Source organism: Desulforhopalus singaporensis, from assembly GCF_900104445.1.
GTDB lineage: Bacteria > Desulfobacterota > Desulfobulbia > Desulfobulbales > Desulfocapsaceae > Desulforhopalus_A > Desulforhopalus_A singaporensis.
In genome coordinates this window covers 116,796-130,246 of sequence record NZ_FNJI01000007.1, presented here as the reverse complement: position 1 = coordinate 130,246, position 13,451 = coordinate 116,796, and the positions used below count along the sequence as shown (strand labels likewise).

Sequence of the window (13,451 nt, the reverse complement as noted above, 5' to 3'; positions counted from 1 at the left end):
ATGATTGAAAAAGTATTAAAAGGTAATTCCAGATACTGGATGTGGCTCGCTATTCTGGGTGCATTCATAGCAGTGGGCGCGATCTGCTATATCAGGCAATTCAACTATGGTATGGGATTGACCGGTATGGGACGCGATCTCGGATGGGGATTGTATATCTCACAGTTCACCTTCCTGGTCGGGGTTGCCGCGGGGGGGTTGATGCTGGTGCTGCCGTACTATATTCACAACTACAAAGTGTTCGGCCGCATTACCATTCTCGGAGAATTCCTCGCGATCTCGGCGATCGTCATGTGTCTGCTGTTCATCATGGTCGATATCGGACAGCCTCTGAGGGCGTTGAACATGATTCTTCATCCGACCCCAAACTCGATGCTGTTCTGGGATATGTGCGTGCTGCTTGGTTATCTCACGCTTAACATTATCTGCGGCTGGGTTATCCTCACCTCTGAGCGCAAGCAGGTGAAGCCGCCGAAATGGGTTTATATTTTTGTATACACCTCACTGCCGTTTGCAGTTTCGATCCACACGGTCACCGCTATGCTCTACTGCGGTCTGCCCGGACGTCATTTCTGGCTGACCGCCATTACCGCACCGCGATTTCTCGCATCGGCTTTTGCGGCAGGTCCGGCCCTTATAGCATTAGCCTGTCTGATCATGAAGCGGTTTGCTAATTTTGACGCCGGCAAAGAGGCGATGAACAAGCTGACGACGATCATCATGTACGCAGCCCTGATCAACGCATTTTTTGTCTGCCTCGAATTCTTTGTAGGTTACTACTCCAATATCCCCGGACATAAGCATTCGCTCGATTATCTGTTTTTCGGTCTTGAGCATCACGGACACGTCTACAACAACCTCGTCCCGTTTATGTGGACCTCGGTGTTCCTCTGCTTCGGCAGCCTGGCACTGTTTGGCTACATGAAGATCGCCAAGGTGTATACCGACACGCTCATGGCAATCGGCTGTATTGCTATATTTATCGCGCTGTGGCTCGATAAGGGACTCGGGTTTGTCATGGGTGGCCTGGCTGTCAGCCCCCTTGAGGAAGTCGTCGAGTACTATCCTACCGCAAACGAGATCGGCATTACTCTTGGAATCTGGGCTACCGGGTTCTTCGTTCTCACCATGCTCTATAAAATTGCGGTGAGTGTAGAACACGAAGTTGAAGGACATTAAGAGCGGTTCCTCGACACGTATTAAAAGCCTCCGACTTTGTCGGAGGCTTTTTTTTTTGTTGCACCATGTTATACGGTTGATCAGCTGCAAGTTGCCTGAACCGGCTGTGAACTGGCGCCTCTCAGGTGAGCACCGGATCGAGATGAGAGATAACCGATTGTTATTGTTTTAAATTCATAGTGGCAGAATTCAATATTGGTACTACAGTATTGATTGTTGCTCTTTTGCCGGAAAGTGCCTGCTTGAAAAGGGGTATTACTGTTGTTCCTGGTCCTGATGTCAACCGCGGCGATGACTATGGCTAAACGTGTTCTGATCATATACTACTCTTTTACCCAGCAGACCAGGCTCCTGGTCAAGCGGTTTTCCCAGGGGCTCGAACAGCAAGGGGTGGAGGTCGTTGCCGAACGGCTGCTGCCTGTCGCGCCCTACGAACTTCCCTTCAGGTCCGTGTTGCGCCTTGTCGCAGTGATGGCGCGCACCTTCTTTAGGCACCGAGACAGGATTGAACCGCTCAGCGACAGATGCTACGAATCCTATGACCGCATCGTTATAGCCGGCCCCACATGGTCCTACAACCCCTCGGGTCCGGTGCTTGACTTCATGGACAGATATGCGGAGAAAATATGCGGTAACAGGGATGTGACCGTCATTATTTCCGCCAGGTCGTACTGGAGGCTTAACTACTTCAGCATGAGGAAAACATTGCTGAAATGCGGGGCCAAAGTCACGCCGCCCATGGTGTTTGAACACCCAACGAAGGAGCCGTTCAGGTTTGTCGGACTCATCATGCAGCTGACCGGCAGGATGGTCAGAAAAGAAAGCAGCTGGTTCAGGAGACATTATCCGGGGTATGGCCACAGCAGGGAGCAGTTTGCGCTCGCTTTTGAGCAGGGCGTTGAAATGGGAAGAAAGATAACAGCGAAATAGATCCCAGGCCTCTGCCCAGGTTCACTTGCAAGCACTGCAGGTCAGGGCCATTGCCCGGCGAGGTAGAGCTGAAAGTAGAACTGAATGGTTTCTGAGAAAAACATGAATACCAGGGCGGCAATTGACAAAAAAGGGCCGAATGGGATCCTGGTCCTGCCGCCTTTTTTCTGATATCGCATAGCGATCAAGCCGACAATGGAACCGGACAGGGAACTGGTGAAGATGACAAAGGGGAGCGATTGCCAGCCCAGCCATGCCCCGATCATCGCCAGCAACTTGATGTCGCCGCCCCCCATTCCGTCGATTTTCCTCAGCATCAGATAAAGAGCCGCGACTGCGTAAAGAATCCCGCCTCCGGCGACAATGCCTATAAGTGAGCTCTGCCAGCTGAGTGAGGGGCTTACAAGTGAGAAGAGCAACCCTGCAACTATTCCGGGTAAACTTATCGCGTCGGGTATAATCTGGTGGTGGATATCTATCACTATTATTGCCAGCAACGCTCCGGAAAACAGGAAAAGACAGAAAAAAACGATGGATAACCCGAATTTGGCGATAAGCGCTGCAGCTAAAAGTCCCATTGTCAGTTCCACCACAGGATATTGCGGAGAAATTGCACCGCAACAGTGATTGCATTTGCCCCGAAGAACAATGTAGCTTACTATTGGGATGTTCTCGTACCAGTGAAGCGGGGCCGAGCAACGCGGACAGTGGGATGCGGGAAAAACGATCGACTGGTCAGGGTCGGGCAGGCGCAGGATGACGACATTGAGGAAGCTGCCGGCAATGACCCCTAAAAGTGCGGCAAAAACGGTCAGAATATGTTCTATAACCATAACGCAATCAATAACTCCGCAAGGAATGTATCTTCTGGTAATATTATCATCATAAAAGGTTTGAGTAACTATGTCACAATACCAGGAAAATGCAACTGTTACTCGTGTTGAACAGTTTTCCGCAACAAATTATCGTATCACGCTCAACTGTCCGGAAATAGCCGGTTGTGCCGAACCCGGCCAGTTTGTGATGGTTCGTACCACCACCTCAAAAGACCCCCTTTTACGACGCCCTTTTTCGATTCATCAATGTCTGGGCGACGGCAGTCTGCAGCTCTATTTCAAGGTTGTCGGCAGGGGAACCGATCTTTTGTCAAAGGTCTCGCCAGGCGAAAAGATCTCCGTTTTCGGTCCTCTGGGTCGCGGATATCGGCTAAATTCCACCAAACCCGCAATCTTTGTCGGCGGCGGCATGGGAATCGCGCCGTTACTGTTTTTGGTAAAGGAGTACTGCAGGCTGAAAAAAGAGTGCGGAGAAGACATCGTTCTTCTCGGTGGCCGTGACAAAAGCGAGGTCGCACCGCTTGTCGACGATTTCGAAGTCTACGGTCCTTCCGTCGTCGCCTCAACCGACGACGGATCGTTTGGGCAACAGGGTTTTGTAACTGAACTTCTGCAAAACATCGCCTTGCCTCCTTCATGCGTCCTTTACGGGTGCGGGCCCGAGCCGATGCTCAAGGCGCTGGGAGCGTTCTGCCGCGACCGCAATATCGAGTGCCAGGTCTCTGTGGAGAGTGTCATGGCATGCGGTATGGGTGCATGTCTGGGCTGCTCCCGTCCGGCAAAGGATGGAACCTACACCCATGTGTGTGTGCACGGACCAGTATTTGACGCGGAGAAATTAGCATGGAATATCTAGCACCAAAGGATGAACAAGGCCCCGATCTCAGTGTTAATATCGGTTCGCTTGAGTTAAAAAATCCGGTGATGACCGCCTCCGGCACTTTCGGATACGCCAGGGAGTTTGCTGATCTCATGGACCTTGGCAGGCTTGGAGCGGTAATTGTAAAAGGCATATCGCTGCATCCCAGGGAGGGCAATCCGCCGCCCAGAATTGCCGAAACCTCCTGCGGCATGCTCAATGCGATCGGGTTGCAGAATGTCGGCGTTGACCGGTTTATAAGCGAAAAAATGGGCTATCTTGCCAAGCTGGGAGTGCCGGTGATCGTCAACATTCTCGGGGATTCACTTGGTGAGTATGAGGAGATCTGTGCCAGGCTCAACGGTGTTCCAGGGGTTGCGGGAATCGAGGTGAACATCTCGTGCCCCAATGTCAAAAAGGGCGGAGTGGCCTTTGGCACCGATCCGCTCATGGCGGCGTCCGTCACCAAAGCCGTCAAGAATAGGGCTGATGTCCCGGTGATGGTAAAACTGTCGCCCAATGTCACCGATATCGTTGCGATCGCCAGGGCGGTGGAAGACGGAGGAGCTGATTCTGTCTCATTGATCAACACCCTCATAGGGATGGCCATCGACCTGAAGACCAGAAAGCCAGCGCTGGCCAACATTATCGGCGGGCTCTCCGGGCCGGCGATAAAGCCGGTTGCCTTGAGGATGTGTTACCAGGTGGCTCGGGCGGTATCGGTTCCGGTCATTGGTATCGGTGGCATCGAAACCGCAACGGACGCTCTGGAGTTTATGCTCGCCGGTGCGAGCGCGGTTCAGGTAGGGACGGCCAATTTCGTTAATCCGCGGGCAAGCGAGGATATTATTGATGGATTGATCGAGTATGCAACGACGGAGAAACTGGTCTCGATCAGGTCAATTATCGGCGGACTCATAACAGAATAACAAGCGTACTGTCCGGAAAAATAGCGAACCGGACAGGGCTAGCTATAAAACGGCACCATAACCAGATGAGTGAATACAAATGATAGAAATTGAGACAACAGGCAGAATCGAGGCGTCAATAGAGGTGCCCGGCTCCAAAAGCCTGACTCAGCGGGCGCTTATAACGGCGGCCCTTGCCGGAGGGAAAAGCCGCCTGATCGGGCCGCTTGAAAGTGAAGACACAGAATATTCCTCAGGGGCGCTCGCCCAGATGGGGGTGACGATAGAAAAGGGAAAAGATTGGATAATCATGGGGAATGGCGGCAAAGTCCAGCCGGCTGACAACCCCATTTTCCTTGGCAACAACGGCACCGCGACCCGATTGCTCACCTCGGTGGCTGCTTTGGGCAAATCAGCGTTTATCATAGACGGCGATCCCAGGATGCACCAGCGCCCCATCGGGCCTCTGATGTCTGCTCTTAAGGGGTGGGGGGTTGACATAGTTTCGGTCAAGGGAACCGGCTGTCCGCCGCTTAAAATCAACGAAAAAGGGTTGGACGGCATAGCAGGAGGGGAAACGGTTCTACCTGAAGGAAAAAGCAGCCAATATCTCTCCTCGCTGCTGCTGGTGGCGCCATATGCCAAAAAAAAGGCGGTGCTCCGGGTAGAGGGGGAGGTGTTGTCAAAGCCATACGTTGCCATGACCCTGGCGGTGATGGCCGATTTCGGAATCCTGGTCGAGTGCAGCAAGGACTACAGCTATTTTGAGATTCCCCAGGGCTGTTATCAATCAAGGGAGTATCGCATCGAAGGGGATGCCTCCAACAGTTCGTATTTCTGGGCGGCGGCGGCCGTTACCGGAGGAACTGTGACGGTAACCAACGTCCCTGTTCCATCGCTTCAGGGCGACGCCATGCTGGTTCCGCTTCTGGGCCGTATGGGGTGCGAGGTGCGGCAGGTTGGTGGCGGTATTTCGGTTACAGGCCCCGACCGGTTGGAGGGGATCACGGTGGATATGGGCAATATGCCTGATGTCGTTCCGACCCTGGCCGTGGTGGCAGCGTTTGCCCATGGGAAAACGGTGATTAACAATATTGCCCATCTCAGGATCAAGGAGTGCGACCGTCTCAGCGCGGTGGTGACCGAATTGACCAGGCTTGGTGCAAATGTTGAAGAGAAAGAGGATTCGATGGTAATACATGGCAACGGCGGCCAGGGCCTCCACGGTGGCGAAATCGAAACCTACGAGGATCACCGGATGGCGATGAGCATGGCTGTCGCCGGTCTCAGGGTGCCGGGAGTGAAGATCACCGGTGAGTCCTGTGTTGCCAAATCGTTTCCCGATTTCTGGGAGCGGTTCCGGTTGCTCTATATTAAAGGGTAGCTCCACCGGCCGCATCCCATGGCAGTTCGTCCGTCAGGCTTGGGAAAATTGGTGCAAGCCGGCTACGGCATATAACGGGGTGCGGCAGGCAGGAACAGCTGCGGTGCAGCCGCAGCACATATCGAGAAAATGATCACAGGTTTTTTTTCACCGTAATTTTCTCACCTTCTTTGATCCCATGGGTTGCGGCGAACCGGCCGCAGTTTATGGCGATCTCAAGTAATCCCTGGCTGTCGTAAAGAGCAAGCGGCTGTCCTACGTTGCAGCTGCTGTAGCTGCGTGATATCGACGAGATGGACACTGGACCGATGTTGATTTCGACACCGCATCCTTCGGAAAAAACGTCAATTTCCTCACTGCTTATATTGGTGCAGAGGTTGCCGAATCTGTCAATATGGGTCACTTCTCCTGTGAGTTGTTGCGGGTCGCGGAGAATCTGCGGCGTCGGCAGTTCTATGCAGTCACCGACCGAAATAGACGGGCCGACCTGTTCGATGGGCAGGCCGCCTGCCAGTCTTGCGGCTATCGGCGCCATTATATCCCTGCCGTGGAAGGTGTTGCTGGGGGCTGGTAGAAACAGGTGCCGGGCTGTTACCTGGTGGATGGCAAGAATCTCTTCTTTTTTGAAGATCATGCTGAACAGCCCGTTGTCCGGTCCGACAAAAATCTGCTCGGAGGTCTTGAAGGCTATTATTTTCCTGGTTGACCCCACACCCGGGTCCACGATTATCAGGTGGACGGTGCCGGGCGGAAAATAGGGGTATGCCCTGGTGAGCAGGTGGGCTGCCTTCCTGCTGTTTTGCGGGTCGACTGTGTGCGAAATGTCAATGATCTGCACTCCCGGGCAGAATTTGTGCAGAAGCCCTTTAATGACGCCAACGTATTCGTCGGACAGACCAAAGTCTGTAAGGAGAGTGACGATCGGAAATGGAGGGGAAACCATCAGTTTTGTCCTCAAAAGCCTTTTTTAACAAAAAAATACAATTTGCCTCGGTGCTTCATTGTGCCCGCCGCCGCTCCCGCCTGTGGCCCGCTGCCCCAGAACAAATCCACCCTCCCGGTGCCTTTTATTGCTGCTCCGGAATCCTGGGGGAACACAAACCTGTTAAGACCAGTCCAGCCGATGATCTTGCCATTGACATCAATTAGCGGCCGGGAGCTGCTGAGAAAAGCGAACGTTCCGGCTGGAAGTAAATTCTGGTCAACAGCCACCGAACGTCCCGGAGTAAGCTCTATACCGTTGCTGCCCACTGGATTTTCGCTATTTCCCCAGCCGAAAAAAATAAATCTGGGGTTGTGGTGCAGTATGCGTTTTTGTTGCTCGGGATTTTGTGCAAGATATTGCCGAATGGCTTCAATATCAACATCCTCCAGATCCATAATCCCTTCGTCGACCAGCAATTTACCGATGCTGTTATACTCCAGGCCGTTTGATCCGGCAAAGCGTACCGTGCGCAAGGAGCCGTCGGGCAGGAGGATCTTGCCCGATCCCTGGACATGGAGAAGGTAGGCGTCGAATGGATCGGCGAGATAAGCAAGTTCGTGACCTCGCAGCAGGTTCTGGTTCTCAATCTGTTCCCGGCTCCAGAAAGGTACAAAGTTGTTGACGCGGTCGTATCTGCCGATGCTGCTTATGCCGTCCCCGTTTTTTCTCACCATCAGGGAAGGTGGGGTCGAATAGATAGGGTAAACAAAGGGAGGTTTGCCTATAAGGCTGCCAGCAAAAAGAGGCTCGTAGTAGCCGGTCACCAGCATGGTCGGGGGGCCCGGTCTTTTCCTCCCTCCAGCCTGGAATATCGTATAATTTTTTCGTAAAAACTCGTTGAATTCCCAGATGTCTGGAGATTGGCGCAGCTTGTCCAGAAGCTCGGTCATCGAAACAAGAAGCCATCGACAGGAAATTGCTTTCTGGCCAAACTGCACTGTTTTTTCAGGCGGTTGCCGCAGGAGATAGCGTTGCTGCCTTTCCGCCGCAAGGATCAGCGAATTCCGGTCGAAGTCGTCGGTGAAAAACGGGACTGACTTGGGGGGAATCAGATGGAGGGGTTGATAACGATAGAGGTAAAGCAGAGAACAGGCGAAAACAAGAAGCAGGAGGAAGCCAGTCGGTATCAGGAACCGGATGCGCAGGACAGTTCTCATGGCTTCAGAGCGGATGCTTCATGGACATTTTTATCGAAAAGATTTTTTGATTGAATTGCAACATCAACACACAAAACCCGCGAACCTTTTTACCTGCAGACTATAGAACCACGATTGTTCTTTGTATGGCTATGTCATCTATAACAAGCAGTAACAGCATAACTCAGTTTACACAGCCAAAGCTGTAAAGTGAAATCATTTTACAGGAAAAAGGCGCACCTTCCGATCACGAAACACTGAAGACGCATTACTTAAAAGCCGCTGCCAGTTCACTAACCGTCATGGCATATTTATGGCTGTGATTGTAGCTGGTAATAGCGTGGAAATTAGGGTACCCGGCGACATATCTGGTTTTATCGCCGCGGTCGGGCCCAAGCAGAACCCCGACAATGGAAAGCATGCCTCCACCGGGGGGCCGGGGCAGGTTGATCTGTTGTGTTTGCGCAAGATAGCGCCAGTCTATTCTCCCAAGTCTGCCTTTGTTGTAAACCTGGATGGCTTTTACCGAGCGTAGCTCATCTCCTATTTCATGGAAGACCGGGGCGTTCAGAGTCCAGCCGAATGTTTTCAGGTAATTTGCGATGGAGCCGAATATATCGGGCAGCGACGAGATCAGGTCCACTCTTGCGTCGCCGTCGAAATCAACGGCGTATGAATTGTAACTCGACGGCATGAACTGCGCCTGGCCAAAAGCACCGGCATAGGAACCTCTTACCTGCAGCGGATCGATCTTGTTTTTTTTGCAGAGTATAAGGAAATTCAGCAGCTCCTTGCGAAAGAAATCGGATCTCCTGGGGTAGGCGTCAAAGAGGGTGTTCAGGGTCTGGAAAATATTAAAGCCCCCCATGTTGGTGCCAAAGCGCGACTCGATAGCCCAGATGGCGACAATAACCTCCCTGTTTACGCCAAATTTCTGCTCAACCCTGTCAAAGAGGTGCTGGTATTTCGCCAGGTTTTGTTTGCCGCGTCTGACAGTCGCCGAAGTTATAAAACGCGGCCAGTATTCATAGTAGGGTTTTGCCTCCCACTGCATGTCCATTAATTCGAGCACCCTGCGGTTAATGGCAACACCCTGAAACAGATTTCTGAGTTCGGCCGCGGTAAAACCATGCTCGGCTTTGAGTTCCATGAAAAGCAGCTGGTAACGGCTGCTGGCTGTGTTGATCTGCTGATTGTCGGTTACAAGGTCTGCGGCCTTGATTTTTTCGTTGGTTCCGGCAAAAGCCGGGGGAGCGTCTGGAGAAAACAGCTGCACGAAAATAACGGAGAACAGCAGAAGCGAAAGGAAGCACCGCATCCGCATGCTTCTGTTGGCGGAGTAACGGGAGGACGGTTTGTTGCAGGTATACATGATCAGTCCGGATACATCTTGAGAAAGGTCTCAATAAACAGGTCAAACTGCGATTTTGGAAGTTGGTTGATGCCTGCGGAGCCGGCCCTGCCTCCACCTGTTGGAAACTGTCTGCAGAGGGTGTCGGCATTACGTTTGTTGTCTAAGGGAGCGCGGACGCTCACCCGAAAACTGCCGTCCGGATTTTCGGAAATGATGGCGTGGGCGCAGGATCCTTTTTCTACCGCCTTAAGGTTAGAGAACACCCCGGAAACTCGTCTTGCCCACGGTGCGTCGGGAAAAATGAAAACCCTGTTTTTCGAATCGGTCCTGTATTCGGGCTGGCCAAGAGCAGATGCCATGTCGTCGTGGTAGCCGTGACGCAGGGTAAGAAGTTGTTCGGAGTCGGCGATGAACGCAAAAGGGTCGCGGTATGGTGCTACGGCTTGGTAAAGATTATCCGGATGGAAATGAAGATCCTGTATATCTGCGCCGTACCCGTTGTAATTAAAGAGTTCTCCGAGTTCTTTCAGTTGACTTGTCCGGCCCGGGTCAAGGTGAAAACGGCTGGTCATCTCTGCCGCCTGCTGTTGCAGGTTGTCTCCGAAAGCGCCGCAAATCGCCCATAAACCGTACTCGCCGCCGATGGTGTCGTTGACAATTATCGATGTACAGGTATCCGCCGACGGGTTGATATGGGCCGTGAGCCTGGAATCGTGCGGCGTGTTGCCGCAGAAATGATGGTCGAAGTAGGTAATGTGATTGGCGTCGGCCAGCAGTGTGTCGACAGATTTTCTGTTGCTGTCAAAAGAGATATCAAAGACTGTGACCGAACAGTTTTTGACGCCTTCTATTTGACGGAGCAGACCAATATCGCGTTTTACGCCTGTTATCCTGACTGCATTGTTCTCCGGATATTTCAGGCGGTACTGGTGCAGGGCGAATATGCCGTCGGCATCCCCGTTGAAAATATCGTACTGCTCCATAAGGTAAGTACCGGTTGGCTGGTTATGTGCGGTGCAGACCGCAAATAACCAGCATAGAAGTAGATGAGAGCGGTGTTACAGGCCTATTCCCAGCGGAAGACCGATATTTGCCAGGTTGAAGGTCACTAAGTAGGAAGTATCCTCGGGCGTGTATCTCGTTTCCAGGCTGACGGACCAGCACAGCGCCTGATAGGTCAGGGAGCCGAATGCCTCTATTGTCTCCTGCAGGGAAAGGGAGTGCTGGATCTCCCCTTTAAACAGCCAACGGTCCACCAGTGCTGCCTTGACAAAGGCGTTGATCTGCTCGATGTCGGCACTGTCTTTGAGGCTGTACTCAAGGCCAAACTGGTCTCCCCTGGTGTTGGTATAGTTGCCTTCAACCGTGTGGCTGTTGAATTTCGAATCGTAGACGTCGTAGTAGGTCTTATATTCGAAATACGTCCTGTGGATTGGTTTCCACCGCAGTTCACTGAATATATCGGAGAAAGGTTCATCCGAGTCGTCACTGAAATCGTAGGATTGCTGAATCTTGTAGGTAGCGTATTCGGTCAGGGAGTCCCACCCGGAGGAACCGGAAGCTACCTTGTCGAAGAAATTATCAAGTCCGTAGGTGATGGCGTTTCTTTCAGCTATGTTGTCGACGCTGTCAAGTTTGGGCAGCTCGTCCTGGTCGACGTCGGGGATATATCCATAGGCCAAAAAAGGCCTGATCTGATGTCTCAGGGTGGCAAGTTCCGCATTGCTGGTAAAAAAGTCTCTTTCCAGAGTAGTGGCCAGGTCTGCCGTGAACTCGGGGTAAAAACGATTCTGGGTATCGTCGTGCTCCCACTCCGCATCGCCGTAGGTTTCGACCAGATAGAAAGTATCACGAAGTTTGAACTCGGCGCGGGATTCCAGATATGGTCCCAGGGGCAGGGGAGCCGAGATCGACGGTGCGAAATCTACTCGGTTGGCCCCTACGCCGTCTTCCCGCCAGTAGTTTACGTATTCACTGTCCCAGTTGAAACTGATTCCGGCATAATTGGTGGGGATGGTGCCGGAAAAATCAATGCTGGGCAGCTTAAAAAGAGGAGTGTCGGTGTCGTCGGTGACTGACTCATTCGCCGTCGTATACGTATCGTTGATGGCCAGCAATTCTCCCTGCAGGGAAATACCACGCCAGTTTTTGAGCATTTTCAGCGAGTTTTCCCGCAATACGCTGGTGTCGTTCTGGAAACCCCGGCCAAAGGTTTCAAGATAGCGTTCGTAGGTTTTTTTATAGCCTGTTGTTCCACTGTTGAACTCCTTGAGGTAATCCTGGTCGGAGACAATATCCAGGTCAAGGCGTGTCTGCCAGTTGTCGCCGAAAGTGTAATCCGCTTTTCCCCTGACCCAGTAACGGTCGCTGTTGTCGTGGGTATATCCGGTGTTTTCATAATACTCTGTTTCCGAAGGATCGGAGAGATCATCGTCGAGATATGAAAGCGTAAACGCTCCCTTGTCGGTGGGGCTTGAAACGTATCTGAACTCCATTCCCGGCATGACGCCTCTTTTTAGATAAACTTCGGGAAAGAAGGTGATGTCAGCAGAGTCGGATATGTTGAGAAAAAAAGGAACATCAAAAGCAAAGCCGCCCTCAGAGGAGCTTGAGAACTCGGGAAAAAGAAAACCGGTCTGCCGGGTGCCTTTTACCGGCAGGATAAGGTACGGGGTGTAGAGAACGGGCACGTTGCGGATATTGAATTTAGCGTGCTTTAAAACGGCGTACCCTCCCTGTCTTATGTCGGTGCGGGCGCTTGAAAACGACCAGGGGGGCGGTTCGTCGCCTTCAACCTTGCAGGTGATAGCCCAGCCGTCGACAATCCTGTAGGTGTCAAAACCTGTCTTCTCAATCACCTCGCCTTCAAGGTGAAGCGAGTCTTTTTCCCTCAGGATGGTAGCGTCTTCGAATTTTCCTGTTTCGCTGACAAGATTGAGCGTGCCCTCATTGGCGAACAGCTGATCCTCATCCGTTATTATCTGTACGTTGCCCTTTGCCTTGATCGATTCAAGATCAACGTCGTAGACTATCCAGTCCGCTTTTATTGAAACGGTTGTCTGGAAGACCGGTTCGGCATTCCTCTCCACCTCACCTGCCGCCTGCACTTGCTCGACATCATCTTCTTCAAGAAGTTCGGCCCAGCTGGTCAGTGCTTGCGAATCCTTGGGTGCCGCAGGGGACATTTTCTCCTTTTTTTCCAGGACAACATTTCCTGTGGCTACTATGCTATTAGGGGATTCATACCGAACGACCTTGTCGGCGGATATGTTCCATTCTTCCGTGGACACTACATCAGCCAGGGCTGCGGTTGTCGACGAGGTGAATATCAAAGCACTGAACAACAGGCAGCAGTTACGAATATTTTTTCCGGGGGACAAGGTCACCATATTGTTATCGATATTTATGATTTGGTTGATTGAATAGCTAGTGGTCTATGTTGGCGAAATCAACATGACTTTGAATCTCTTTTTTAATAAACATGGAAGTTTACGGTTCAGAGTGACCACTGTCAAGTTTAAAGTCGTGATTTTATGACCGGCGGTCTCCGCAGCTGCAGCTGAAGTCGATTGGAAAAAAGAGAAGCACCGCAGGTTTGCTGTGCCGGTAAGTTGAAAACAGGGGCCTTCTTCTCTGAAAATAGTGCAAAAATAAGCAGTAGCAGGTAAAAAAAAGCACACACAATCAAATAATATTTGTGTTTCGATGCAATAGACAGTACTAGTGTTTGCGGGTGTCTGTTTTTTGATCACTTAATGACTGAAGAAACATTTGAAGAAAACGGTTGTCGCTCGATGATGGTCAGGCGGCACTGTTACAGACACAAAAAATTGCAAAAAGATTCTGCACACGAATTTTCTCACTCCAGCCCACAATAAAT

At 51.7% G+C, this 13,451-nt stretch carries 11 protein-coding genes; 5 read left to right on the top strand and 6 right to left on the bottom strand.

From position 1 onward, the window contains the following. Both dsrP and BLQ17_RS06580 read left to right on the top strand, forming a co-directional pair. Positions 1–1,179: a sulfate reduction electron transfer complex DsrMKJOP subunit DsrP gene (gene dsrP, locus BLQ17_RS06585; protein WP_092221048.1), complete on the top strand. Its 1,179-nt coding sequence runs from the start codon at positions 1–3 to the stop codon at positions 1,177–1,179. A gap of 297 nt (positions 1,180–1,476) precedes the next feature. Beyond that, entirely contained in the window at positions 1,477–2,109 is a 633-nt protein-coding gene (locus tag BLQ17_RS06580) for a flavodoxin family protein (RefSeq protein ID WP_143005450.1), read from the top strand. 41 nt (positions 2,110–2,150) lie between these two features. Here BLQ17_RS06580 and BLQ17_RS06575 read toward each other — a convergent pair whose 3' ends face one another. Further along, positions 2,151–2,942 (bottom strand): prepilin peptidase, encoded by a 792-nt coding sequence (locus tag BLQ17_RS06575; protein WP_092221042.1) that lies wholly within the window; start codon positions 2,940–2,942, stop codon positions 2,151–2,153. 70 nt (positions 2,943–3,012) lie between these two features. Between BLQ17_RS06575 and BLQ17_RS06570 the strand changes: the two genes are divergently transcribed. From BLQ17_RS06570 to aroA, 3 genes are all read left to right on the top strand, one after another. Continuing rightward, positions 3,013–3,801: a dihydroorotate dehydrogenase electron transfer subunit gene (locus BLQ17_RS06570; RefSeq protein ID WP_092221039.1), complete on the top strand. Its 789-nt coding sequence runs from the start codon at positions 3,013–3,015 to the stop codon at positions 3,799–3,801. Beyond that, positions 3,789–4,733 carry a dihydroorotate dehydrogenase gene (locus tag BLQ17_RS06565; RefSeq protein WP_092221036.1) on the top strand — a complete coding sequence of 315 codons (945 nt, stop codon included), beginning with the start codon at positions 3,789–3,791 and terminating at the stop codon, positions 4,731–4,733. The genes BLQ17_RS06570 and BLQ17_RS06565 overlap by 13 nt, the downstream gene beginning before the upstream one ends. A 79-nt stretch (positions 4,734–4,812) precedes the next feature. Then, positions 4,813–6,096 (top strand): 3-phosphoshikimate 1-carboxyvinyltransferase, encoded by a 1,284-nt coding sequence (aroA, locus tag BLQ17_RS06560; protein ID WP_092221029.1) that lies wholly within the window; start codon positions 4,813–4,815, stop codon positions 6,094–6,096. Between the two features lie 133 nt (positions 6,097–6,229). Here aroA and BLQ17_RS06555 read toward each other — a convergent pair whose 3' ends face one another. The 5 genes from BLQ17_RS06555 to BLQ17_RS06535 all read right to left on the bottom strand — a co-directional run bounded on the left by BLQ17_RS06555 (position 6,230) and on the right by BLQ17_RS06535 (position 12,960). Then, positions 6,230–7,039, bottom strand: a complete 810-nt coding sequence (locus BLQ17_RS06555) for an SAM hydrolase/SAM-dependent halogenase family protein (protein WP_092221026.1) — start codon at positions 7,037–7,039, stop codon at positions 6,230–6,232. A gap of 11 nt (positions 7,040–7,050) precedes the next feature. Next, positions 7,051–8,238 carry a murein transglycosylase A gene (gene mltA, locus BLQ17_RS06550; protein WP_092221023.1) on the bottom strand — a complete coding sequence of 396 codons (1,188 nt, stop codon included), beginning with the start codon at positions 8,236–8,238 and terminating at the stop codon, positions 7,051–7,053. A 247-nt stretch (positions 8,239–8,485) separates the two neighbouring features. Then, on the bottom strand, positions 8,486–9,535 hold the full coding sequence (locus BLQ17_RS06545; protein ID WP_176761115.1) for a lytic murein transglycosylase: 1,050 nt from the start codon (positions 9,533–9,535) through the stop codon (positions 8,486–8,488). Between the two features lie 56 nt (positions 9,536–9,591). Beyond that, on the bottom strand, positions 9,592–10,554 hold the full coding sequence (locus BLQ17_RS06540) for an acetyltransferase (protein WP_092221016.1): 963 nt from the start codon (positions 10,552–10,554) through the stop codon (positions 9,592–9,594). Positions 10,555–10,629: 75 nt separating this feature from the next. After that, on the bottom strand, positions 10,630–12,960 hold the full coding sequence (locus BLQ17_RS06535) for an LPS-assembly protein LptD (protein WP_092221013.1): 2,331 nt from the start codon (positions 12,958–12,960) through the stop codon (positions 10,630–10,632). Positions 12,961–13,451: the final 491 nt, after the last annotated feature.